This window comes from Chryseobacterium cupriresistens (assembly GCF_046614675.1).
Taxonomy (GTDB): domain Bacteria; phylum Bacteroidota; class Bacteroidia; order Flavobacteriales; family Weeksellaceae; genus Chryseobacterium; species Chryseobacterium cupriresistens.
The window spans coordinates 493,498-518,869 of record NZ_JBKKJT010000001.1 but is presented as its reverse complement, the minus strand read 5'-3'; the positions used below and the strand labels follow the sequence as shown (position 1 = coordinate 518,869).

Sequence of the window (25,372 nt, the reverse complement as noted above, 5' to 3'; positions counted from 1 at the left end):
TCGAGTATTTTTTATTTTTTAATTGATTATTATTTAAATTAAGCTGTTACTGGTCTTTTTGCAGGAGCATCATCTCTGTCGAAAACTCTGTTGATCACTGCATTTTGGTTTTTCTCAAACATTTTGTGGCTACCCGGAGCCGGAGCACCGCTTGGTACCGGAGCAACTACCTGAATTCCTGTATCTCTGAAGTTTCTCAGGATATAAGACCATGCCCCCATGTTTTCAGGTTCTTCCTGAGCCCACACCAGTTGTTTTCTGTTTTCATATTTGTTGAAGATCGCTTCAATAGCATCTGTCTGAAGCGGATATAACTGCTCGAATCTTACTAATGCAATGTTTTCACAGTTCAGTTCTTCTTTCTTCGCTAATAATTCGAAGTACAGTTTACCTGAACAAAGAACTAATTTCTCTACTTTTTTAGGATCTGCAGCAGGATCATCTAATACCGGCTGGAATGCACCGTTTGCAAAATCTTCAAGCGGAGAAACCACTTTAGGGTGTCTCAACAGAGATTTAGGGCTCATTACGATCAATGGTTTTCTGAACGCCCATTTCAACTGTCTTCTCAATAAGTGGAAATAGTTGGCAGGTGAAGTAATATTGGCTACTACCATGTTTTCATTAGCACAAAGGGTAAGGAATCTCTCCAATCTTGCCGAAGAGTGCTCTGCTCCCTGTCCTTCTGAACCGTGAGGCAATAACATCACCAATCCGTCCTGAATTTTCCATTTTTCTTCTGCAGCTGCCAAATACTGGTCAACAATAATCTGAGCACCGTTCACGAAATCTCCGAACTGAGCTTCCCAGATGGTTAATGTATTTGGAGAAGCCATTGCATATCCGTAGTCGAAACCAAGTACACCATATTCTGAAAGGTGAGAGTTGAATACATCAAATCTGTTTTCAGAAACGTGTCTTAACGGGATGTATTCTTCTTCTGTATCTTCTGTTTTTACTACAGCATGTCTGTGAGAGAATGTACCTCTTTCCACATCTTCTCCGGAGATTCTTACATTGTGACCTTCTACAAGAAGTGTTGCATAAGCTAACCACTCTCCTAACGCCCAGTCTAATGAGTTAGCCTCAATAGCTTTGATACGGTTTTCAAAAAGTCTTGTAATTTTATTGATGAACTTTTTATCTGCCGGAAGTGTAGACATTTTAAGCGCCAATTCTTTCAGCTTCGCTAAATCATATTTTGTATCTACCGGTAACTGAACTGCTCCTCTTTTACCAATTGGATAGTTTACCCAATCTTCAGCCATGAACACATCCATTACGTTTTTCTCAATCTCTTTAGAAGCGTCAAAATCTTTATCCAGAAGAGCTTTGAATTCCGTTTCCATTTTAGCAATTACATCATTTGAAGTAACACTGTCTTTTAATAATTTATCTTTATAAATTTCTCTTGGATTCGGATGTTTTGAAATGGTTTTATAAAGGTTAGGCTGAGTAAATCTTGGCTCATCCCCTTCGTTGTGACCATATTTTCTATATCCTAAAAGGTCGATATAAACATCTTTTCCAAATTTTGCTCTGAAGTCAGCAGCAAAGTGGATGGCATGAACAACCGCTTCAGCATCGTCAGCATTTACGTGCATTACAGGAGATTCTGTAACTTTTGCGATGTCTGTACAATATGTTGAAGATCTTGCATCCATATAGTTCGTTGTAAATGAAACCTGGTTATTCACAACGATATGAACTGTTCCTCCAGTTCTGTATCCTTCCAAAGTCATCATCTGAGCCACTTCGTAAGCAATACCCTGTCCGGCAATAGCTCCATCACCGTGGATGATGATTGGCAATACTTTAGAATAGTCTTTGTATTTGTCATCTACTTTTGCACGGCAGATACCTTCTACCAAAGCAGCTACTGTTTCAAGGTGAGACGGGTTTGGCGTAAGGTTGATACAAACTTCTTCTCCTGAAGCAGTTTTGATTTTTTTAGAAGAACCTAAGTGATATTTAACGTCACCGGAGAATACATCTTCTTCAAATTCTTTTCCTTCAAATTCTGAGAAGATCTGCTTGTAAGATTTTCCGAAAATGTTGGTAAGAACATTTAGTCTACCTCTGTGAGCCATTCCTAATACTACTTCATCTACTCCTAACTGAGAAGATCTTGAGATCAGCTGATCTAAAGCAGGGATTAATGTTTCACCTCCTTCTAACGAGAATCTTTTTTGTCCTACAAATTTTGTGTGAAGGTAGTTTTCAAAAGCTACCGCCTGATTTAATTTTAATAAAATTTCTGTTTTTTCGTTGGCAGAAAGACTTGGATGGTTTTCATTTACCTGAAGCCATCTTTTGATGAAATCTTTTTCTTCAACGTTGTTGATGTGCATGTATTCTACTCCGATAGAATCACAGTAGATGTTTTCAAGGTGCTTGATAAGGTCTGCCAGCGTAGCAGGCTCTTTCATTCCTGTTTCAACCGCACAGTTGAATTTTGTATTTAAATCTTCTTTAGAAAGTCCAAAGTTTTCGATGTCTAAAGTAGGGGTATAGTGTCTTCTTTCTCTAACCGGGTTAGTCTTTGTAAAAAGGTGTCCTCTCGTTCTGTAAGCCTCAATAAGGTTTACTACTTTAAATTCTTTCTTGATATGCTCAGGAACTTCTCCGTTGGATACTGCCTGAGAAATCTGTTGTTGAACTGCCGGGGCAGCATTGGCTGAAGCCTGAATAAATTGAGTGTTATCGTCATCTCCGTAGTTCTCCAAAGCAAAATCGAAGCCTTGAAAGAAAGCTTTCCATGATGGTTCAAGAGAGTCCGGGAATTTTAAGTACTGTTGGTATAAATCCTCAATTAATTGAGAATGAGCTGCGTTTAGGAATGAAAATCTGTCCATTATTACAGTTTATCTATTTATTAAAATTTATTTGTAGAATTAATCTTCAAATTTAATAAAAAAAACCGAGTTAGAACAGTCTGAAACCGTTAAAAAAACTTAAGAAAAAATAAATTAAAAAAAAATCACTTATACACTGATAATGAGAGCTTAACATTCACCTCCTGACCTTCCATAGGACGTTCAATAAAGGTCTGACGGATATCTCCGAAGCGCATCTCGTCTTTTTTGGCTTTCTGAATGAGCTGCTGAATGGCCCGAATTCGCCCCTCGTAGCTCCCTTTGTAGTAAATTACATAATTTTGAGACGGATTTACGGACCTGAAATTGAAATTATTATCAGACACTCCGATTTTCTTGGAAAGTGGAATTCCGAGGAAATAAGAAACCTCTTTGTCTTTGTAATTATCGGCGTCAGTAATCAGGATCGGGTACCCGAATTCATCGTCTCTTTTCCCGAGATCCATCGTCACAAAATTATAGACTTTATTATAATTCATGACAATATTTTTGTAAAGAGCATCTTTCTTGTTTGAAGTACTTACATTAATTCCCAACAAAAGTTTGTCTTCTTCATTTTCCACCATAAGACTATCATATTTGATAGCCGCCATCTGGTTATCTTTTTCTACTTTATTTCCTAAAGAATTTTTAAGATTCACCATACTTTTGTTGATATTTTCAGCAAAACGGTCTTCAGTCCAGAAGTTTTGCACTCTTCTCCAGACCGCTAATTTGGGGGTGTGAACATACCAGATAATTTTTGTTTTTTCTGCAGAAACTGGTTTGAATTTAACATCAACCAATGTCGGATTTTCGTTTTTATCTTCAAAAAGCTGGTATTTCAACGTTTTATTGAGGTTCTCATATCTGATGAACATTTCTCCATCAGTATCATTTTTAGGATCCGCATAGCTGATGGCACTTCCCTGTCCTTCGTAAGGCGTATAATAATCAATATCTATGGATGGTGAGCTGGTAAAAAAGTTATTCCATCTTGTAAAATTCTGAAGATTATTAAACTGAGCAAAAACCTTATCTACAGGATAATCGATCTCTTTTTCAATCGTAAAGTTTTTACTTTCGTCTACAAAATAGTACATGGAAGCAGCATAAGCTCCTCCCAAAAGAATAATAATTACCGCTAAGATTTTAAAAATACGCATCGCACAAAAATAATACAAATATAAAGAGTGACCAATATGCTGATCACTCTGATTATATGTTTAACAATAATTAACCTTGTTATAAGCGGGAAGCGGGAAGTTATTATTTGACAGATATTGCTACCCGATTTTTGATTGAAAAATTCTTCAAACAAATAAAATAGGTCAGGATTTCTTATGAAAAACTAACATTTCTATTCCGACATTCATAACTTCCAGCTTCCATCTTCTTACTTCCATTCTCCTATCCAATATGTGTTCCCGGTGCAATAACAGCCCCTTTCTTTACTACCACAATCCCATCCTGAACAGAATAAGTTCCATAATCTCCGTCCGGAATATGTTTTCCACCGATAATCTTCACATTGTCACCGATATAACAGTTTTTATCCAGGATTGCTTTTTCTATATAGCAGTATTTTCCGATTCCCATATTCGGACGTCCTCCTCTGTCATTGATGACGATTTCTGTCGTATTCTGGTAGAAATCAGCTCCCATAACGTAGGAGTTTACGATGGTACTTCCTTTGTCAATTCTGGTTCTGTTTCCAATCACCGAATTTTCAATTTTATCTGCCATGATGATACATCCATCTCCAAAAACAGCTTTGCTTACATAGGAACCATTGATTTTTGACGGCGGAAGCATCCTTGCTCTGGTGTAGATCGGAGATGAAGAAAAAAGGTTAAATTGCGGCAGATCAAGGCAGAGGTCAAGATTGGCTTCGTAGAAAGATTCAATCGTTCCGATATCCGTCCAGTAGCCTTCATACTGATAGCTTAATGTCTTATATTTTCCAATGGAACTTGGAATAATATCTTTTCCGAAATCATCACCTGCCCCTTCATCAAACATCTTTTTAAGGATATTCTTTGTGAAAATATAGATCCCCATGGAAGCCAGAAACTCTTTTCCGGTGCGTTTATTTTCTTCTGAAACTTCAGATTTCATGCCTGCCAGCATATCAAAATCCGGTTTTTCATGGAAAGAAGTGATATTCCCTTCGTCATCGGATTTTAAAATTCCAAAACCGGTGGCATCTTTTGCATTGACCGGAATGGTAGCGATAGTGAGATCACCTCCGTTTTCAATATGGAAGTCCAGCATTTCCCTGAAATCCATCTGATACAACTGGTCTCCTGAAAGAATCAGGATATAGTCGTAATCATATTTTTCAAGATGCTTCATCGACTGGCGGACAGCATCTGCAGTTCCCTGGTACCAGCTGTCATTTTCCACATTCTGCTCGGCTGCCAGAATATCGACAAAGCCTTTGCTGAAGATGTCAAAGTGATAAGAATTTTTAATATGTGAATTGAGAGAAGCAGAATTAAACTGCGTTAACACCAGAATTTTATTCAATCCTGAGTTCAGACAGTTTGAGATAGGAATATCTACCAGTCTGTATTTTCCTGCAATAGGAACAGCCGGTTTAGATCTCGTATACGTTAACGGGAATAATCTTGTTCCTCTGCCTCCTCCTAAAACAATAGAGATTACATTTCGATTCATAAATATCTTGCGTTTTATTTTATTAAGTTTACTGTTCTGTTCTTAGTGTTTACTGCTACTTTAAAGCATTCTTTGTTTTCATATTGGAGTTCGTTTTTATAAACAGTCACCCGAAACTCATCTTTATCATTCAATACTAAAACCTCTTTATCCAGGTTATAGATCTCAATATTATATTTTTTAAGTTCATTGCTGAAGAACGGATTTGTAATAAGTACATCCATCACATCAGCACTCTTCATTACAAAGCCGTCGACATCTTTACGATACTTTTCTCTCCAGCCTTTCCCATATTTTCTTTCTATGGCATTATAAGTCCTTTTATTAAGAGCATCTATTCTCTTCATCTCTTCAGGTTCTACCAGACATTCACCTACAGAGTAATGCTTTATTTTCCATTTTTCGGCAATACCAGCCATTGCTTCATACCTTTCCGTTGCCGGAAGACCGTAGCCATAGATCCAATAATAACCTCCATGATAGCTTCCTCTGTCTTCTTTACATGAAAACAGCATAAACATTATCACAGAAAGAAATCCGAAAATCTTCACTCTATCAGCTATTATATAAAGCTATGTATTTTTCTGCAGATTTCTCCCATGCAAAATCAAAATTCATATTGGCATGGATAAGATCTTCCATAACTCCTTTTTGATTATAAATCGCCAATGCCCTGTTCATAGCATGTACAACATCATCTACACCCGGATAAGTAAAGTTCAGTCCTGCTCCACCGGTTGAAATATCTTCCACCGTATCTCTGAGCCCTCCTGTATATCTTACCACAGGAACGGTGCCATATCTCATGGAATACATCTGGTTCAGTCCGCATGGCTCTACTCTTGAAGGCATCAGAAGAAAATCTGCCGAGGCATATATCTTATGGGAAAGATGCTCTTTATATCCGAGATCCAATGCAAAATTGGTGTACGTATAATCGTATTCTTTCAGTTTATTTTCTATATAGGTGTTCCCTGATCCGAGAATCATAATATTTAAAGCGCCATAACTCTGCTTAATGCTTCTCCATACAACATCCGGCAGTAGATCTGCTCCTTTCTCTGTTGCGAATCTTCCGATAAATGCGAATAAAGGAAGTTCAGGTTTTAATCCATATTCTTTACAGAGATTTTCTTTATTTTTTTTCTTTTGAGCGACTGCATTGGTACTGTTAAAATTAAAATCAAGCATCGGATCGGTTTCAGGATTCCAGACTTCTGTGTCAATACCATTGATGATTCCATAGGCCTTTCCGAATTCCTGACGAACGAGGCTTTCAAGCCCGCGGAAGCTGATAAAGAGTTCTTCAAGATATCCTTCCGAAACAGTGGTAAAAGCATCAGCACATTTAATCATGCTGGCCAGAGGATTCATCAGTCCGTTCCAATCCATCAGTCCCCATTTGTACCCATCAAAAGAAGGCATATACTGTGCCATAGTCCAGCTCATCATGCCCTGATATTCGCCATTATGAATAGTTCCTATTGTTTTTACTCCTTTTAAGAATTCAAATTCATAACAGTTTTCTACCATAAAAGGAACCAGACCAGTATGATAATCATGGCAATGCAGTACATCAGGGCGGATTTTCATCGCAGAAAGCCAATGCAAAACGCCATGCTGGAAAGCCAGAAACTGGAAGTTTTCATCCTGGTATCCATAAGGGTTGTCCCTGTCCAATAATCCCGGAATTCTTACCATATACAGTTCAAATCCCAAAACATTGGTCTTCTCTTTCAATACCTGAACCTGCAGCATATTGGCTGCCTGATGAATAAATCCGTCAAAAACCAGATCAAATTCATGATCATATACAAAGGATTTGTTGTACCACGGCATTACCACTCTGGCTTCTACTCCTGCTATTTTATTCTGATATTTTGGTAACGCTCCCACCACATCTGCCAGACCGCCTACTTTTGCTACGGGATAACATTCTGTACTTAAATGATAAATAACCATTCTTTATCTCTTATGTTTAATTCTGTGTAATTTATATTTTTTATCTTTCTTCTGACGTAAAACTATTCCGGCCAATGGCGGCAGCTTCACGGTCATTGTTTTGGTGTATCCTCTCCACTCTTCATACTTCTCTTCCAGGATTTCAGGCTCCACTCCGCTTCCACTGTACTTTTCATCATCGGAATTCAAAACAACTTCCCAGTGGGTGCCTGTAGGAATCCCGATTTTATAATCCAATACGTTGGGTGCCAGGTTTAAAGCTACCATCAGTACATCATCTTTCTTTTTTCCTTTTCTGAGGTAGACATACACCGAGTTTTCCAGATCATCTGCTTCCACCCATTCAAAACCATTTCTATCAAACTGATTTTCATAAAAGGCAGTTTCTGACCGGTACAAGTGGTTCAGTTCCTTCACCATTTCCTGCATTCCTTTATGAACAGGATATTTCAGCAAATGCCAGTCGAGGCTTCTTGTAAAATTCCATTCACTGGTCTGCCCGAATTCATCGCCCATAAAAAGCAGCTTGGCTCCCGGATGGGTATACATATATACATACAGGGTACGGAGATTGGCAAATTTCTGCCATTCATCCCCTTTCATTTTATAAATAAGACTTGCTTTTCCGTGTACGACTTCATCGTGTGACAAAGGCATCATATAATTTTCATTATACATATACATGGAAGCGAAGGTCAGTTTATGATGATGAAATTTACGGTTAATAAAATCTTCTTTGAAATAATCCAGTGTATCATGCATCCAACCCATCATCCATTTCATTCCGAATCCTACACCGCCGTCATGAACAGGTTTTGTAAGCATGGGAAAATCTGAACTTTCTTCCGCGATGGTGATGATATTATCTCCAAATTCTTTGTAGACAGCTGTATTAAATTCCTGTAGAAAGGCCTTCGCTTCCAGGTTCACATTGGTTCCATATATATTAGGTTCCCACTCCCCTTCATTTCTTGAATAATCCAGATGAAGCATTGAAGTCACGGCATCCACGCGCAATCCGTCAGCATGATAACGATCCAGCCAGAACATGGCATTTGAAATCAGAAAGGATTTCACTTCATTTCTTCCGTAATTAAAAATATGCGATTTCCAATCTGGATGAAAACCCTTTCTCGGATCTTCATGCTCATACAGATAAGAACCGTCGAATCGGTGAAGTCCATTAGCATCTCCCGGAAAATGGGACGGAACCCAATCTAGAATAACGCCTATGTCATTGTTATGAAGTTCATCAATAAGAAACATCAGATCCTGTGGTGAGCCAAAGCGCGAGGTTGCTGCATAAAACCCTGTGATCTGATATCCCCAGCTCGGCTCGTAAGGATACTCCATCACGGGCATGAATTCTACATGGGTAAATCCCATTTCTTTGATGTAAGGAACGAGCTTTTTCGCAATATCCCTATAGTTTAAAAAACGCTGGGACTGATCTTCTTCCCTTACCCAGGAACCCAGATGTAATTCATATACCGATAGCGGAGCTTCCAGCCTGTTTTTTTTCCAGCGGTTATCCATCCACTCCTGATCATTCCATTCGTACCAGGTGGTGGAAACCAGGGAAGCCGCCTGAATATTCTGTTCCCAGCTCAACGCATAGGGATCACTTTTTTCCAGAATTTCGCCTCCTTGCGTTTCAATAGCATATTTATATAATGTTCCCCAGGTTAACCCTTCAATAAATCCTTCCCAAATCCCGGATTCATCCCATCGTGGAAACAAAATATGATCTTTATGATTCCAGTTGTTAAAATTTCCGATCACAGAAACTTTCTTTGCGTTAGGAGCCCATACGGAAAAATATACGCCTTTTACGCCCTCTTTTTCTGCAGAATGTGCTCCAAATTTACCATACAGCTTATAATGCCTACCTTCTTTAAAAAGATACACATCATGATCGGTGAAAAGCGTGTAGGTCTTAACAGAATTCATCAAGATCAGTTTATATTTATATTTTCCCTGAAACTACGAAAAATACTGACAATAGCGATGAATTATTCATCAAATAATTATCAAGATTATTTCATGTTTTGTCTATCTATCAAATATATCATTTTTTAACTCACATTTTTTATGATTTCAAAACAATCTTTTTTATAAATTTAACATCAATATTTTATTAAACACAACGATGAGGTTTGAACTTTATACAGCAGAAAAAGACGACAGACCGGTATTTATTACCGGAAATTTCAATAGCTGGAATCCCAAAGATTATAATTTCCAGCTTAAACAAATTGATCCTTCCGGTTATTTTATAGAAATCGAAGATCAGCTTCTTCCTGATGATATTGAATACAAATTCACAAAAGGAGGCTGGGAAAACGTAGAACTGGATCAATATGGAAATATCACTCCCAACCGGAAAGCGAAAAAATCTGCTGGTAAAACGTCCGACTCTGTAGACAAATGGAGACTGAACTGGGGACCGTTCAAAGAAGAATATTATCCTATAGCAGAAGTTATTTCCGAAAATTTTTACATTCCGCAGCTTGACCGTTACCGCAAGGTTTGGGCACTGCTTCCTTATGATTATCATACAACGGATAAACAATATCCAGTTTTATACCTTCAGGACGCACAAAATCTTTTCAATGAAGGAAGCGGTTTCGGGAATTGGGAAATCGACAAAAAACTATCCATTCTTGCTGAATACGGGCGCGGCGATCTTATCATCATTGCGATAGAACATGGCAGTGAGGAAAGAATCAAAGAATATATTTTTGATAATGATCATGTAGCTAACGGTTCTGAAGGAAAAAAGTACATCCGTTTTATTGCAGATACTTTAAAGCCTTTTGTGGACGAAAATTACAGAACTAAAAAAGACCGCGACAACACCGGAATCGGAGGCAGTTCATTGGGAGCATTGATCAGTATATACAGCGGATTTCTTTATCCTGAAGTGTACTCCAAACTACTGATATTCTCGCCTTCTCTTTGGGTAGAACCGAATAACAACTTTCCGATGATGAATTTCCGGGTTCCGTTTAAAACGAAGATCTATCTCTACGGCGGCGGCCAGGAAGGTTCTAAAATGGTCAAAAGAATTCATATTTTTGAAGAATATCTGAAAAGATGGGAAGAGAAAAAGCTTTTTGATTTTGAATTCAAAACCAATATCAATCCTGAAGGCACCCACAATGAGTTTTATTGGTCTCAGGAGTTCCCAAGGGCTATAGAATGGCTGTTCTATGATAACACAGAAAATCCTGTAGAAGTAAAACCACAACAAAAAAGCATCAGAAACTAAATGCATAAAAACTGCTGCAGAAAATGTAAGCCGGACAGGGACAAAATGAAGGCGGCACTCTTTATGAATTTAGAAATTATAACATCTATTTATGAAACTAATCAATAAAAAAAACAAAAATTACACTCAGGTTTTCCAACTGTTTACGGAGGAAGAATGGACAAAAACCAGCAAAAATTTCAATAAAAACATTTCCAATTTTTTCACCGGAAAGAAATATGAAGTTTTTGTCAATGCTCATGAAGAAGGAATTACGTATTTCATTGGATTAGGAAAATCCGCCTTACAAAATTTCGAGATCCAGCAGGTGGCGGCTAAATTTTCACAGACACAGAAAGAAAAACTGCTGGCCGTACCTACATTAGCCCTTGCTGACTTCCTGAATGAAAAGCAGTTCGAAGAGTTTGTAAAAGGACTTTTAACAGGAACTTACAACTACCCTTTTGATAAAAAACACGCTTTCTGGAATACGAAATTTGAATTGCACTTTGAAAATTTAAGCCAGAAAAAATTAGATCATATCAGCCAGAAAGCAGAAGCATTGGTTAACGGGCAAACTGCCTGCCAGGACTGGCTTAACAAACCAGCCAATCTTAAAAAACCGGATATCTTAAGCGCATACCTTAAAAATCTGGCTAAAAAATATGACTTAAAATACACTGCTTTTAACAGAAAGAAATGTGAAGAACTTGGATTAGGCGCTTATCTTTCTGTGAATCAAGGAAGTGCTTACGATGCCGCTTTCACTATTTTAGAATATAAAACGACAGCAAAAAACGCCAAGACTTTCGGTCTGGTAGGAAAATGTATTTTGTTTGACACCGGAGGAATATCAATAAAAAGCTCTGCCAATCTGCATTATATGAAGTCCGATATGGGCGGAGCAACGGCTGTTTTGGGAACGTTAATCTATGCCGCAGAAATGCAGCTTCCTGTAAACATCGTCGCTGTTCTCCCTATTACTGATAATGCGGTCTCTGAAAAGGCCCTGCTTCCAAGTGATGTGATTACAGCCTACAACGGAAAAACAATTGAAGTACTTGATACTGATGCGGAAGGCAGATTAATTCTTGCAGATGGTTTGTCTTATCTTTCTAAAAACTACAAAACTGATTTCCTTATTGACCTGGCTACCTTAACGGGAAGCTCAGTGAGAATGTTCGGAGATACCTGTGCAGCTATGTTCTCCAATAACGAGGAACTGAAAAACAACTTAATCAAAACCGGTGACCAGACCAATCAGAGGGTTTGGAATCTTCCTTTATGGGATGTTTGGAAAGATGATATCCAGTCTGATGTGGCCGATATGAAAAACATCTCTCTGAAACCTGTAGGAGACTGTATTATTGCTGCAAAATTTTTAGAGCAATTCATTGAGAACCATCCTAAATGGGCGCACTTAGACATTGCAGGAGTAGCCTTTGGAAGTGTGGGCTATGCAAAAGAAAAAGCAGCAACAGGTTTTGGTGTTCAGCTCCTGGTGAATTTAATTGAAAATTATCACTAAAAATTAGTTTTTTACAAAAAAACTCTGTATAATTGATTAGTGGATTTTCAAAAACGCACAATATTTTATTTTTTGATATTAATAAAATAATATATAAATGCTTTTATTTTTGAAAATTCACTAAATCTTAAAAAACATTATATGGAGAAGAAAACTATTGTGTGTATTTCGTGCTATTACAAAGGCTACGATTTTATGGACGAAATGAAGAAGCTCGGCAATAAAATCATCCTTGTAACCTCCGAAAACCTCAAAGAAAAAAACTGGCCCTGGCACGCGATTGATGAAACATTCTATATGCCCGAGCTCAAGCCTTCCGTATGGAATCTGGAACATTTAATTCAGGGATTTTCCCACCTGATGAAGACCAGAAAAGTAGATGCTGTGGTGGCTTTGGATGATTATGATGTTGAAAAAGCAGCGTTAATCAGAGAAACATTCCGTATTCCCGGTATGGGACAGACAACCCACCGGTATTTCAGAGATAAACTTGCCATGAGGCAAAAAGCAAAGGATTCCGGGATCAGCGTTCCTGAATTCACCGCTGTGTTCAATGATAACGAAGTGGATGAATTTACAGACCGCGTTCCTGCTCCATGGGTATTGAAACCAAGGTCTGAAGCATCCGCATCGGGCATTAAGAAAATAACCTCCAAAGAACAGCTTCTTGAAGCCCTGGAAATACTGGGAGAAGAACGTCATCTTTTTTTACTGGAAAGTTTTAAACCCGGAGATGTTTACCATGTGGACAGTCTTACTTTTAACAAAAAAACAATATTCACTTCTGCCTCAAAATATCTTGCTCCTCCCATGCAGGTTTCTCACGAAGGTGGGGTTTTCAGATCCAAAACATTAGGAAGGTATTCCGAAGAGTTTAAGGCACTGGAAGATATAAATGCCAGAGTTCTTTCCAACTTCGGACTTGTCAACGGAGCCACCCATACAGAATTTATCCGTGGAAAAGAAGACGGAAAATGGTACTTCCTTGAAACCTCATCCAGGGTTGGCGGCGCTCATATTCCGGATCTGGTTGAAGCATCAAGCGGCATCAATATCTGGAGAGAATGGGCTAAAATTGAAGATGCTCTTCTGAGAGGTCATGATTACAGCGTTTCTCCGCCTACAGGCTATTATTCAGGCCTGATTGTAGCTCTGATTAAAGATAAAGAACCGGATTACAGCAGCTTTGAATGTGAAGAGGTTGTCAAATTTCTTCCGATAGACTATCATGTCGGAATTGTATATAAATCCGGAGACGCCTCTGTTGTACAGGACAGGCTGGATTCTGCTGCTGAAATGATTCATGCGGATATGCTGAACATTCTGCCTCCGAAAGGTAATAAATTGAGTTCTTAACAATAAAACTTGACATTGATATTCAAAATGTTATCGAATTCATAATATACAATCTGATCAAAGATTCCCTCCTAAAATGTAATTTAGAAAAGATAAAACCAAATAAGGAAAATGCCTCACATAGAACATACAGAGTATTATTCAAATATATTGGGAACAAGTCTCAAAGTAGAAGTGACCGGACATTACGGCCATCCTATCATTATGTTTCCAACTTCCCAGGGACAGTATACCCAGAATCATGATTTTCATCTCAACGGAAGCATCAACTGGTTTATAGAACAGGGAAAGGTAAAGCTTTACAATGTACAGACCATCGACAGCTGGAGTTTTTATGATGAAAAAATCTCGCCTCAGCAAAGAATAAGAAATTATGAACGGTATGTACAGTTCCTGGTCCAGGAATTCGTGCCTTATATCCAAAAGCTTCATAAAACACATCGTGTAGCAGTGGCCGGAGCCAGTTTCGGAGGCTATCATGCCGCTAATTTTGCTTTCAGATTTCCGGATTTGGTTTCTCATCTGTTTTGCCTTTCCGGCGCCTTCAGTATAAGGAATTTTATGGATGGCTACACTGATGATCTGGTATACTTCAACTGTCCAAGAGAGTTTGTAAGAAATGATGAAGCCTGGAAGTACAAACATATGCATATTGTACTGAGCACTTCTGATCAGGATATCTGCAGGGATAAAAATGTTGAAATGGCTGAAATCCTCAGGATAAAAGGCATAGATTTCTGGTACGATGAAAGAAAATGGATAGGCCACGACTGGCCGCTATGGAGAATGGTCTTCCCTACTTTTATAGGAGCCTTTTTCTCTTAAAGCAATAAAAAGACAAATAGAAAAAATATACACCCACCTTAAAAACAAAAATTATGACAAAAAAAGTAGGAATTCTTTTCGGTATGGAAGACACGTTTCCCTGGGCATTTATAGACAAAGTAAATGAAATGGGAGGTGGAGATATCATCGCTGAACCCGTTACTATTGATAAACTGGAACAGGGTGCAGATTATGGTTATGCAGTGATCATCGACAGAATTTCACAGGACGTTCCCTTTTACAGAGCTTATTTAAAAAATGCCGCCCTTAACGGCACTTATGTCATCAACAATCCATTCTGGTGGAGTGCTGATGAGAAGTTTTTCAACAATGCCCTGATGTCAAAACTGGGAATTCCGCTTCCTAAAACGGTTTTACTTCCATCACACGAAAGACCGGACAATACTTCAGAAACTTCCTTCAGGAACCTGAAATTTCCTCATGACTGGGAATATATCTTCAATTATGTAGGGTTTCCTGCCTATATGAAGCCTCATGATGGCGGCGGCTGGAAAAATGTGTACAGGGTAGAAAACCCGGATGATCTTTGGAACAAACTGGGAGAAACCGAGCAGCTGGTGATGATGGTACAGGAAGAAATTATCTTTGACGATTATTACAGAGTGTACTGTCTGGGCCAAAAATATGTCCACATTATGCCTTATGAGCCAAGAAATGCACCTCACTTGAGATACGCCACCACGCATCAGACCCAAGGTGAAGAACTTGAAAAATTACTGAAGACTATTCATGATTATACGATTAAAATGAATCAAGCTTTAGGATACGATTTCAACACCGTGGAATTTGCTGTAAGAGACGGTATTCCTTATGCGATTGATTTCTGCAACCCGGCTCCTGATGCAGACCGCAATTCTGTAGGAGAAGAAAACTTTGCATGGATCATAGAACATGCTGCCAAACTGGCTATTGAAAAAGCTAAAGAATATGTTCCGGGGAAACCTAACATTGCCTGGGGAACATTCGTGAAGGATTCCATTAAATAACATTGAAAAAGAAATTAAAAAACACAAAATAAATGCATCATCAGTTTACTATTGGGATTGAAGAAGAATATCAGATCATCGATGTGGAAAGCAGAGATCTGGTTTCTCACGTTTCAAAAATCATTGAAGGCGGCAAAGCGGTTTTAAGTGAAAACTTAAAGCACGAAATGCACGAATCCATGATTGAAATGGAAACGGGAATCTGCCAGAATATTCAGGAAGCCAGAGCTGAATTAACGAATTTAAGGCGTCATCTTATCAATATCGCCCATGAACAGGGACTTCGTGTTTCCGGAGGTGGCACTCACCCATTCTCTCACTGGTCTGAAAACAATATCACTCAGGGAGAAAGATACATTAAAATTGTGGATGATATGGGAGATGTAGCCCGTGAAAATCTTATTTTCGGACTGCATGTTCATATTGGAATTCCTAATCGTGAAGAAGGCGTAAGAATTCAGAATGTGATGAGATATTTCCTTCCTCACGTATACGCCCTTTCTACCAATTCACCTTTCTGGATTGGAAGATATACAGGTTTTAAATCGTACAGACAGGAAATTTTCGTGAAATTCCCAAGAACCGGGATTCCAAGTTATTTCAACTCTCTGGCAGAATTCGACAGTTATGTGGATCTTCTTGTAAAAACAGGAACCATCGACAATGCCAAGAAAATCTGGTGGGATTTACGGGTACATCCGTTTTATCCAACTATCGAATTCAGAATCTGTGACATGCCGTTAAGAATTGACGAAACCGTTTGTCTTGCTGCCATAATGCAAAGTCTTGTTGCCAAAATATATAAACTGCACCAGCAAAATCTCAGCTTCAGAAGCTATAGAAGATTACTGCTGAACGAAAATAAATGGCGTGCCTCGAAAAGTGGTATTGAAGCCCATCTCATAGATTTTGGAAAAGAAGAATCTGTTCCTTATCCTCATTTGTTGAAAGAACTTTTAGAGTTTATTGATGATGTGGTAGATGATCTGGGATGCCGCCAGGAAGTGGAATATGCCTGGAAAATCCTTGAAAACGGAACCGGTGCAGACCGGCAGCTTCAGATCTTCAAGGAAACGGGTGATCTGACGAAAGTAGTTGATTATATGATCTCTGAAACGGAGTATGGCATCACCCATGGTGAACCTGCTTCATAATATTTTGGTAACTTTGCAAAAAATATGATGTAATGAAAGATATTCGAATTGCTCTGCTGGACATGAACAACAATCATGTGAATCAAGGTTTTAGAAATATTAAAGAAATTTCCGAAACTTTTCAGCAGAACTCTGAAGAAAATGTGGTGATCAAAACGTTTGATGTAAGATATAAAGATGAAATACCTGAAATAGAAGACTTTGATATTTTCATTTCTTCCGGTGGCCCCGGAAACCCACACCGTGAAGGCTTTGCATGGGAAAACCGTTTTGCAAATTTTTTAGATGCTGTTTTCGAGCATAATCAATACCATGAAGATAAAAAGTACCTTTTCCTGATCTGCCATTCATTCCAGCTGGCAAGTATCCACTGGAATCTGGGGAATATCTGCAAAAGAAAGTCTTATTCCTTCGGGGTAATGCCTGTTCATAAAACAGAGGAAGGTAAAGAAGAATTCTTATTCAAAAATCTTCAGGATCCTTTTTATGCGGTAGATTCGAGGGCCTACCAGTTTATAGAACCGGATCACGACCGTTTCCAAGAATTGGGAATGACCATCATGGCGATTGAAAAATTCCGTCCTCATATCAACCTGGAAAGAGCGGTAATGGCCGTTCGTTTTTCGGAGGAGATATTCGGAACACAGTTTCACCCGGAAGCCAATCCTGAATCTCTGATCGAAAACCTGAAGGATGAAAAGAACAAGGAAGCCATGATCGAAAATTTCGGGATGGAAAAGTATCTTGAAACGATAGACAGAATAGACGATGAAGATAAAATCATTCTGACCAGACATCAGATTCTTCCGAGATTCCTTCAGTTTGCAAAAAAAAACATTTTGAAAGAAGCTGAATCTTTGGCTTAATCAATACAAACCACAAAAGTCACAAAAGGGATTTGGGTATTACAATCATAAAAGCTGTTGAAAAGAACACATAAGCTTTCTTGAAAATCAAAGATTTCCCAATTAAATAGGTATTTTATAAAAGTCTATTGTAAACTTTTATATTCTAAAAACTTTTGTGCCTTTTGTGGTAAAATCAAATTGGGCATAAACGTCCGGTTTCTTTACCATCACAAAAGAAAAAAATATGATCCCAGAATACAGAAAACAGTTCAATCAGGAGTTTTCAGATGAAAAATACCATCAACTCAAAAATATACTGACTGAAAAAGGTGGAACAGCACCTGGTTTCAGAGTTTCAGAAAGTCCTATTTTTCTGACTAAAGAGTTTGAGAAAAAACTGATAGACGCCAGTGAAAGTATCATCAGCCAGATTAAAGCAATGCCGGCAGAACTCCTTCAAAAAGCCATTCCTGAAAACTGCAGGGTTCCCAATGATACCCATCAACCTCATTTTTTCACCATAGATTTTGGAGTCTGCAAAAGTGAAGACGGAGCAATAGAACCTCAGCTGATAGAACTTCAGGCATTTCCTTCTTTGTATGCTTTTCAGAAAGTATATGAGGAAACGTATTGTGAAGTCTACCCTTTCCTTTCGGAGATCAGAAATCCTATGCCGCATGAAACTTTTAAAAACTATTTGAAGGAACTGATTGTAGGTGATGAACATCCTGAAAATGTAATCCTGCTTGAAATCTTTCCGGAAAGACAAAAAACGGCTATTGATTTTGCTTTGACCGAGAAACTGCTAGGCATCAAAACACTATGTCTGACGAAAGTAAAAAAACAGGGTAGAAAACTGTATTATGAAAATAATGGTAAGCTAACCGAAATCAAAAGAATCTACAACCGTGTGATATTTGACGAACTGGATAATATTCCTGATCTTACTACAGAATTTGATTTTCGGGAGGAAGTGGATGTCCAATGGATCACTCATCCGAATTGGTTCTTTAAAATTTCAAAGTTCCTTTTGCCTTTATTACAACATCAGTTTGTTCCGAAAAGTTATTTTCTGCATGAATTTCCGGAAAATGAAAACCTTGACCATTTTGTATTGAAACCATTATTTTCATTCGCCGGAAGCGGAGTTAATCTGAATCCGACAAAAGAAGTTACAGACTCTATTCAGGATAAGGAAAACTATATTTTGCAGAGAAAAGTCTATTATGAACCCATTTTTGAAGATATCAACGGAGATTTTTCAAAAGCAGAGATCCGTTTGTTGTATATTTGGCGGGAAAATGACGAACGCCCTATCCTATTGGAAAATCTGGGAAGAATGACTAAAGCCGCCATGGTGAATGTAGACTTCAATAAAAAAGACGCCATCTGGATTGGTAGTTCGAATGCTTTTTTCGGATAAAAAACTGATAAAACTAATACAACATGGAAGAAAAGCCAACCGCTTTTGCAGAATTTGAAAACCACACTTTAACACGGAGAAGAGATCTATTACCTGTCTGGATTAAAATTTTCCTATGGATCTTTTTAATCGGAGGAGCGCTAGCTGCTATCTTTTTACTGGCAGGATCTCTGATGACTCATGTCTCTTTATCATTATACGGAATGAATGCCAATCATCCGTATTCAATGACAGGGCTTTTGATCTGCTTATTGTTTCTGTTCAAAGGTATTGTTGCCTACGGACTTTGGTTTGAACAAAAATGGGCACCACAGGCTGCCATAGCTGATGCCATTATCGGGATTGCTGTTTGCCTTATTATGATGGCCATTATTCCGTTTATGTACCCATCAATCAGCTTTACCCTCAGATTAGAACTTATTCCTTTGTATTTTTATCTTAAAAAAATGCAGAGCATAAAAACAACCTGGGAAAACTTATAGAAATAAGAGGCTGTCTCAAAAGTCAATAATTTGGCTTTTGTCATGACTACGTCGAATCTTCGATTTCTGACGAAGGAAGAATCTCTTGGGTAACCAATTATTTGATATTCTTCAATACATTGCATTTCGTTCAGAATGACACTTTTGAGACAGCCTCTTTATTTTTTACTCCTGAAGTCCTCTCCAATCATAAAAAATCCCCCAAGAAGGAGGATAAAAAAATTGACATGTACGCTGTGTTTTCACACATATTGTAAATATACGGTTAGACTGTAGTAATAACTCTACGGGAAACCGTAAGGTCTGATTTTTAATTATTTGTATATTGGTAGCCTAAAATTAATACACAATGAATTATCAAGAAGCATTAGAACACAAAAATAATTTGGTACGAGAAGCGAGCGAGTACACAAAATCTCATTTTAATTTTGTAATTGTACCAAAAAATTTTAATGATAGAGTTAAATTTTTAGCTTACTATGAAGATAATAGACATGATATTGCGGAAGATGCATGTACGCCATTTACAAATGAAGATGATTTTGTAGTATATGGATTAGCTACTGATCTACATAGAGATTATATGATGAATAAATTATAACAATTATCCCCACCTAACAGTGGGGAATATCTATTTTTGAGCTATAAATGATTAATATCATCAAATACCATTTTATAAACTTCATTAATTAGAACAATTATAACCAGCAGGTAGTTGAATAGAGTAATACATGACACTATTTGCAAAAACCATAACCCAAAAGCTCTAACTTGACTAAAGTTAATTGTTTCGTTATTACTATCAAATATATCTTTCCATATGGACATATCTCCTTTATAACAGAGTAGATATGTTAACAATATTATCACTGTAATACATGCTATCGCCACAGAAAACAGAATTAAAGTTGTGACACTTTCTGTGAATATCTTGTATCTTTTTAGGTAATTTTTTTTTTCTTCATTTGGATTGGTTCCAAGACTATCTCTTCGCTTCGAATAGTTATCAATAACAACGAAGATAACAGAGAATAACAATCCTGAAAAGATACTAATCGAACTTATTAAATTTGAAATAATATCATTATCAAAAAATACATTAAAAAGGATTAATATAATAGCAATAATTAAAGGAATAATAATGTGAAACAATACCGAATATATCATATTGTCGCTTAAAATAATTTCTTTTAAGCCGTCATTTAATAATTCTTTTAAGTTGAATTTTCTAAACATTAATTATATCCTATTTCTATTTTAATTTGTTCAAGTATTCTATCTGTATGCCTTTTAATCTTTTCATAATCAAAATGTCTTGTATCTCCTGACATTATTTCTTCAGGTAAAAATATAGTTGGTGAAATATCATAAATATTTTTTATACCAACATTAGCTAAATGACCATTTTCATCTTTATAGTAAGCTTTTATATTGTATCCAGCCTCCTCTGACATATCTAAATCATCAAGATTAGCACCAATAACCTTATTTGCTCCATATCCTTTAATATTTCTCCAAAAATCATTCACATCATGTTTAAAACCACTTACAGTAACTGTAATCTTTAAATCTTGTTCATCCGCAAATAGAGGATTTATTAAAGCTCTTTTCCCTCTAGACACCTTATCAGTTATCATTTTTATTTCATATACATGACTATTCTTAAGATATTCTTCTTTGATTGCCTCGGGTGTGAAGGGTGAAAAATTTAACGTAAATCCATAAGACTTGATAAACTCTCTAAAAATAATTTTAACTAAATTAGACACTGTATGATCTGTGTAACTTTGAACCATTAATATACCTGAACTATGATCAAAAGGCGTCCATAATTTAATATAGAACGGAAGCGATGCAATTTCATTTAATCCAATCTTTCCAATCTCTTCATCTGCATTGTCTTGATTAAAGATTAATTGTAAGCTCCCAATTGTACCTCCCCACATCTCAATATCAATAACATTGTTAATACTTCTTATTGTACCTTTGTTTTGATTGGTAGTACATATTCCTTTGGTCTTTTTTTGATCTGATTTAAATTTTCCACCGAATAAATCTATAAAGTCAGAAAAGAATTTTTGGTATGCCTGATCTTTATCTTCATCAATACTTTCAAAAAGATTATTAAAATCAACAAAATCCTCGCGTGAATTTCTGGGTTTAATTGCTATTTTAAAAATTTCTAATTTTAATGTTTGTGCCATGCTTGGGTTATTAGTTTCACAAATGTATAAATATTTGAAAACTATATTCAATTATTTTATACAGCAAATATAAATAGGTAATGCGCCAATCCTTGACGTATTTTTTGCAATATAAAAAATATCAAATTTAAAATATTACGGTTTCCCGTAATACAACTTTAAAACAGTCTTATAGTCCTTCACCTTATGATAACCCAGAATACTCTTTCTTAGCATCAAAACTAGGACAAGCTTTATGAACATTGGGAAAATCTCTATGTCCTTGAATTATAGCTTTAGGAAATTTTGATTTTAATTCTCTTAACAGCTTTACCATAGATTTTTTTTGCTCTTCCGTTCTTGTATCTTTTGGATGGCTATTTTTATCAATGCCTCCAATGTATGATATATTGATAATTTGAGAATTCCACCCTGCAACTCCATTGGATACCTGATCAATGGGCAACGTGTTGACTATTTTTCCATCAGCTTTTATCATATAATGATACCCTGGATTTCTCCATTTCAGGTTTTCCTTCCAATACCTTTTAATGCTTTCTATTGTAACATCTGGCTGTGTTGCTGTACAATGTATAACGATGTAATTGATTGTTCTCATGGATTTCAGTTTAATTATTGTTGAGCAAAATTAAACCTGTAACTCCCAAAATAGTGAAGGAAAAACACCCTATTTACATTGTTGTGATTACTTTCTTTTTAAGTTTATTCTTGTATTGCATTAAAATGATGAAACTCATAAAAACTGAAGAACAGCAACAAAAAATCCCTCACTGTGAGGGATAATTTTTATAACTCCGGACATGCCATCTGATTGTCGTGGGGAATGCATACCTTTTCATTCCATGGCACCGGACAATCATGAAAGCCTGGAGGGCATCCTCCTTTTCCGTTGATACTTCTTAATTTCTCTTTAGAGATTCTCTTTAAATTTTTCATGGTTTTGATTTTAGTTTACATTCAAATATAAAAATTATTCTCCAATTAGAGATTTAACATAAAAAAATAACTGCTCCAAATTTTCGTAAATAAAAAGTACAGTAGAAGATAAAATTTCATTAGAAATCATCTCTTATTTCGTAGCCCGGATTCGAAACCATAGATAAAAAAATTGCAATACGTTTTCCATTCCGTATTGCAATTGTAATAAGTTGTATAAAGATGTCTTTACAGGTTTTTATCGTCTTCCAGCAATTCCTTGGCCTGGTATTCCTGAACCAGATCAATAGCATTGGAAATAACGTCACTTAGAGCCGTGATAAATGTTCCTTCTTCTGCCATTCCTATCGCATGCTTTAAAGCTTCAATTTCTTTAGGAATGATCTCATAACTGACATCTCTTCCTGCAGAATTAATACCGTCGATAATCAATCCGTTGATTTCCTCTTCGGTTCTTCCGCGAAGGTGTTTTTCGTTTCGTATGATAATATAATCGAACATTCTTCCGGCAATTTTTCCGCATTCTCTGATATCGTTGTCTCTACGGTCTCCAACACCGGAAATAATCCCTATCTTTTTGGTAGATTCTACATTTCTAAGATAATCTTCTATGGCTTCGTATCCTGAAGGATTATGGGCAAAGTCGATCAGAACTTTAAAGTTTTTGAATTTAAAAACATTCAGTCTTCCCGGTGTCAGCTGGGCACTTGGAATAAAGGTTCTCAAAGAATTGGAAATATCCTCAATCCCGAATCCGTAAAGGTAACTCGCCAAACTGGCTGCCAATACGTTTTCAATCATAAATCTGGCTTTCCCTTCCATCGTTATCGGGAAGTCTTTGGCTTTTCCTATTCTGATTTTCCAGTCTCCTTTTTTGATGGTTACAAAACCTTCTTCATATACACAGGTTATCTTTCCTTCTTTAGCAAATTTTACAATATGAGGATTGTTTTCATCCATACTGAAAATAGCCACATTAGAATCGAGATCACTCACAATCTTCATGGAATATTCATTGTCGGCATTCAAAACACTCCAGCCGCTCTTTTTGACACTATCCAATACAACACGCTTTACCTTGGTAAGATCTTTTAAACTGTGAATATCGTTCATTCCCAGGTGATCTTCCTCAATATTGGTCAGAACCCCGATATCACATTGTGAAAAACCAAGCCCCGAACGTAAAATACCACCTCTTGCGGTTTCCAGCACTGCAAATTCTACGGTAGGGTCTTTCAGAATAAATTCTGCAGAAAGCGGTCCTGTAGTATCTCCTTTTGACAGCATGGTATTTTGAATATAAATTCCATCCGAAGTCGTAAATCCTACTCGGTACCCATTGCTTTTTACAATATGGGAAATAAGTCTTGTCGTTGTTGTTTTTCCATTGGTTCCTGTTACTGCAATGATGGGAATGGTAAAAGGTTTTCCCTGAGGATAGAGCATATCAACCACCGGAGCAGCCACATTTCTTGGTAATCCTTCACTTGGTGCAAGATGCATTCTGAACCCTGGTGCAGCATTAACTTCAATAATTGCTCCGCCACTTTCCTTTAAAGGCTGGGTAAGGTTCTCTGCCATCACATCAATACCGCAAACATCCAATCCGATAATTTTAGAAATTCTTTCAGCCATTGTGATATTTTCCGGATGCACCATATCTGTTACATCAATGGAAGTTCCTCCGGTTGAAAGATTGGCCGTTGATTTAAGATAAACCACTTCTCCTCTTTGAGGAATTGTTTCCAAAGTATATTGAAGTTTATCAAGTAATTCTAAAGTGTCTTTATCAACTTCAATTTCGGTAAGGACATTTTCATGGCCATAGCCTCTTCTAGGGTCTTTGTTTTCTTTTTCAATAAGCTGCTGAAGGTTCAGTTCTCCATCGCCTACAACATGGGCTGGAACTCTTCTGGCTGCAGCCACCATTTTATTATTGATCACCAGTATACGGAAGTCGTAGCCTGTGATATATTTCTCAACAATTACTTTTCTTGAATATTTCTGAGCATGTTCAAGGCCTGTTCTGGCGGCTTCCCAATCGTTCACATTAATGGAAGAACCTTTTCCATGGTTTCCATCCAGAGGTTTTAAAACAATGGGATATCCAATTTTCCTGATTACCGCATGTAAACCTTCTTCATCTGTTACCAAATCTCCAATCGGTACGGGAATAGCCGCATCATGAAGCATTCTCTTTGTTAATTCTTTATTACACGCGATATCAACAGCAATAGAACTTGTGTTCCCGGTAATGGTAGCCTGAAATCTCTGCTGGTTCACGCCATAACCAAGCTGTACCAATGAGTTTGTCCCCAGTCTGATCCATGGGATTCTTCTGGATGCCGCTTCTTCTACAATACTTCCTGTGGAAGGTCCTAAACGAACGCGTTCCCTGATTTCTTTTAATCTATGGATACAAGCATTCAAATCATAATCTTTGCCTTCAATCAGTGCTTCTGCAATTTTTACAGATTCTTCTGCAGCAAAGATCCCTGCATTTTCTTCGATATAATTGAATACTACATTATATACTCCCGGAGTTTTTGTTTCACGGGTTCTTCCAAACCCCACATCCATTCCTGCCAGGGTCTGTATTTCCAAAGCGATATGCTCAATGACATGTCCCATCCAGGTTCCTGTTTCCACTCTATGGAAAAAACCTCCTTCCACTCCTTCCGAGCATCGGTGCGTCATCAATGATGGGATTAATTTTTCAATCCTTTCCCGGAATCCTTCGATTTTATTGGTAGGATAATTCTCCATTTCTTCTAAATCCAACCTCATCTGTATCAGCTTCTTTCTTCTGATGCTCCAGATGTTAGGACCTCTTAGTGCCTGAATCTTTTCGATTTTCATAGTC

The 25,372-nt window shown here is 37.3% G+C and carries 20 protein-coding genes; 10 read left to right on the top strand and 10 right to left on the bottom strand.

The window, feature by feature from the left end:
• Positions 1-38: 38 nt before the first annotated feature.
• The 6 genes from ACLI50_RS02425 to glgB form a co-directional block, all read right to left on the bottom strand.
• Entirely contained in the window at positions 39-2,855 is a 2,817-nt protein-coding gene (locus ACLI50_RS02425; RefSeq protein WP_062675058.1) for a 2-oxoglutarate dehydrogenase E1 component, read from the bottom strand.
• 125 nt (positions 2,856-2,980) lie between these two features.
• Positions 2,981-4,021, bottom strand: coding sequence for an SRPBCC domain-containing protein (locus ACLI50_RS02420; protein WP_343640496.1), 1,041 nt, complete (start codon positions 4,019-4,021; stop codon positions 2,981-2,983).
• 244 nt (positions 4,022-4,265) lie between these two features.
• On the bottom strand, positions 4,266-5,534 hold the full coding sequence (locus ACLI50_RS02415; protein WP_110010295.1) for a glucose-1-phosphate adenylyltransferase: 1,269 nt from the start codon (positions 5,532-5,534) through the stop codon (positions 4,266-4,268).
• A gap of 14 nt (positions 5,535-5,548) precedes the next feature.
• Positions 5,549-6,085: an FEKKY domain-containing protein gene (locus ACLI50_RS02410; RefSeq protein WP_343640500.1), complete on the bottom strand. Its 537-nt coding sequence runs from the start codon at positions 6,083-6,085 to the stop codon at positions 5,549-5,551.
• A gap of 4 nt (positions 6,086-6,089) precedes the next feature.
• The gene (locus ACLI50_RS02405) at positions 6,090-7,496 is read right to left on the bottom strand and encodes a glycogen synthase (protein WP_343640502.1); all 1,407 of its coding nucleotides are present in this window, start codon (positions 7,494-7,496) and stop codon (positions 6,090-6,092) included.
• Positions 7,497-7,499: 3 nt separating this feature from the next.
• Positions 7,500-9,446 (bottom strand): 1,4-alpha-glucan branching protein GlgB, encoded by a 1,947-nt coding sequence (glgB, locus tag ACLI50_RS02400; protein WP_411413076.1) that lies wholly within the window; start codon positions 9,444-9,446, stop codon positions 7,500-7,502.
• Positions 9,447-9,645: 199 nt separating this feature from the next.
• Between glgB and ACLI50_RS02395 the strand changes: the two genes are divergently transcribed.
• The 10 genes from ACLI50_RS02395 to ACLI50_RS02350 all read left to right on the top strand — a co-directional run bounded on the left by ACLI50_RS02395 (position 9,646) and on the right by ACLI50_RS02350 (position 19,970).
• Complete coding sequence (locus ACLI50_RS02395) at positions 9,646-10,767, top strand: alpha/beta hydrolase (RefSeq protein ID WP_062675069.1); 1,122 nt, start codon at positions 9,646-9,648, stop codon at positions 10,765-10,767.
• A gap of 91 nt (positions 10,768-10,858) precedes the next feature.
• The gene (locus ACLI50_RS02390) at positions 10,859-12,274 is read left to right on the top strand and encodes a M17 family metallopeptidase (protein ID WP_202840729.1); all 1,416 of its coding nucleotides are present in this window, start codon (positions 10,859-10,861) and stop codon (positions 12,272-12,274) included.
• 141 nt (positions 12,275-12,415) lie between these two features.
• Entirely contained in the window at positions 12,416-13,630 is a 1,215-nt protein-coding gene (locus ACLI50_RS02385; protein ID WP_411413075.1) for an ATP-grasp domain-containing protein, read from the top strand.
• A gap of 111 nt (positions 13,631-13,741) precedes the next feature.
• Positions 13,742-14,455: an alpha/beta hydrolase-fold protein gene (locus ACLI50_RS02380; RefSeq protein ID WP_411413074.1), complete on the top strand. Its 714-nt coding sequence runs from the start codon at positions 13,742-13,744 to the stop codon at positions 14,453-14,455.
• 53 nt (positions 14,456-14,508) lie between these two features.
• Complete coding sequence (locus ACLI50_RS02375) at positions 14,509-15,462, top strand: ATP-grasp domain-containing protein (protein ID WP_079241894.1); 954 nt, start codon at positions 14,509-14,511, stop codon at positions 15,460-15,462.
• Between the two features lie 32 nt (positions 15,463-15,494).
• Complete coding sequence (locus tag ACLI50_RS02370) at positions 15,495-16,616, top strand: carboxylate-amine ligase (RefSeq protein WP_202840733.1); 1,122 nt, start codon at positions 15,495-15,497, stop codon at positions 16,614-16,616.
• 32 nt (positions 16,617-16,648) lie between these two features.
• Positions 16,649-17,482 carry a type 1 glutamine amidotransferase gene (locus ACLI50_RS02365; RefSeq protein ID WP_411413073.1) on the top strand — a complete coding sequence of 278 codons (834 nt, stop codon included), beginning with the start codon at positions 16,649-16,651 and terminating at the stop codon, positions 17,480-17,482.
• A gap of 226 nt (positions 17,483-17,708) precedes the next feature.
• The gene (locus tag ACLI50_RS02360) at positions 17,709-18,887 is read left to right on the top strand and encodes a hypothetical protein (protein WP_411413072.1); all 1,179 of its coding nucleotides are present in this window, start codon (positions 17,709-17,711) and stop codon (positions 18,885-18,887) included.
• Between the two features lie 23 nt (positions 18,888-18,910).
• On the top strand, positions 18,911-19,369 hold the full coding sequence (locus ACLI50_RS02355) for a hypothetical protein (protein WP_411413071.1): 459 nt from the start codon (positions 18,911-18,913) through the stop codon (positions 19,367-19,369).
• Between the two features lie 349 nt (positions 19,370-19,718).
• Complete coding sequence (locus tag ACLI50_RS02350; RefSeq protein ID WP_411413070.1) at positions 19,719-19,970, top strand: hypothetical protein; 252 nt, start codon at positions 19,719-19,721, stop codon at positions 19,968-19,970.
• 634 nt (positions 19,971-20,604) lie between these two features.
• Here the strand turns inward: ACLI50_RS02350 and ACLI50_RS02345 are convergent.
• From ACLI50_RS02345 to cphA, 4 genes are all read right to left on the bottom strand, one after another.
• Positions 20,605-21,573, bottom strand: coding sequence for a hypothetical protein (locus ACLI50_RS02345; protein WP_411413069.1), 969 nt, complete (start codon positions 21,571-21,573; stop codon positions 20,605-20,607).
• A 184-nt stretch (positions 21,574-21,757) separates the two neighbouring features.
• The gene (locus ACLI50_RS02340; protein ID WP_411413068.1) at positions 21,758-22,171 is read right to left on the bottom strand and encodes an N-acetylmuramoyl-L-alanine amidase; all 414 of its coding nucleotides are present in this window, start codon (positions 22,169-22,171) and stop codon (positions 21,758-21,760) included.
• Between the two features lie 188 nt (positions 22,172-22,359).
• Positions 22,360-22,509, bottom strand: coding sequence for a hypothetical protein (locus ACLI50_RS02335; RefSeq protein ID WP_202840742.1), 150 nt, complete (start codon positions 22,507-22,509; stop codon positions 22,360-22,362).
• Between the two features lie 228 nt (positions 22,510-22,737).
• Entirely contained in the window at positions 22,738-25,368 is a 2,631-nt protein-coding gene (cphA, locus tag ACLI50_RS02330; protein WP_411413067.1) for a cyanophycin synthetase, read from the bottom strand.
• Positions 25,369-25,372 lie beyond the last annotated feature (4 nt).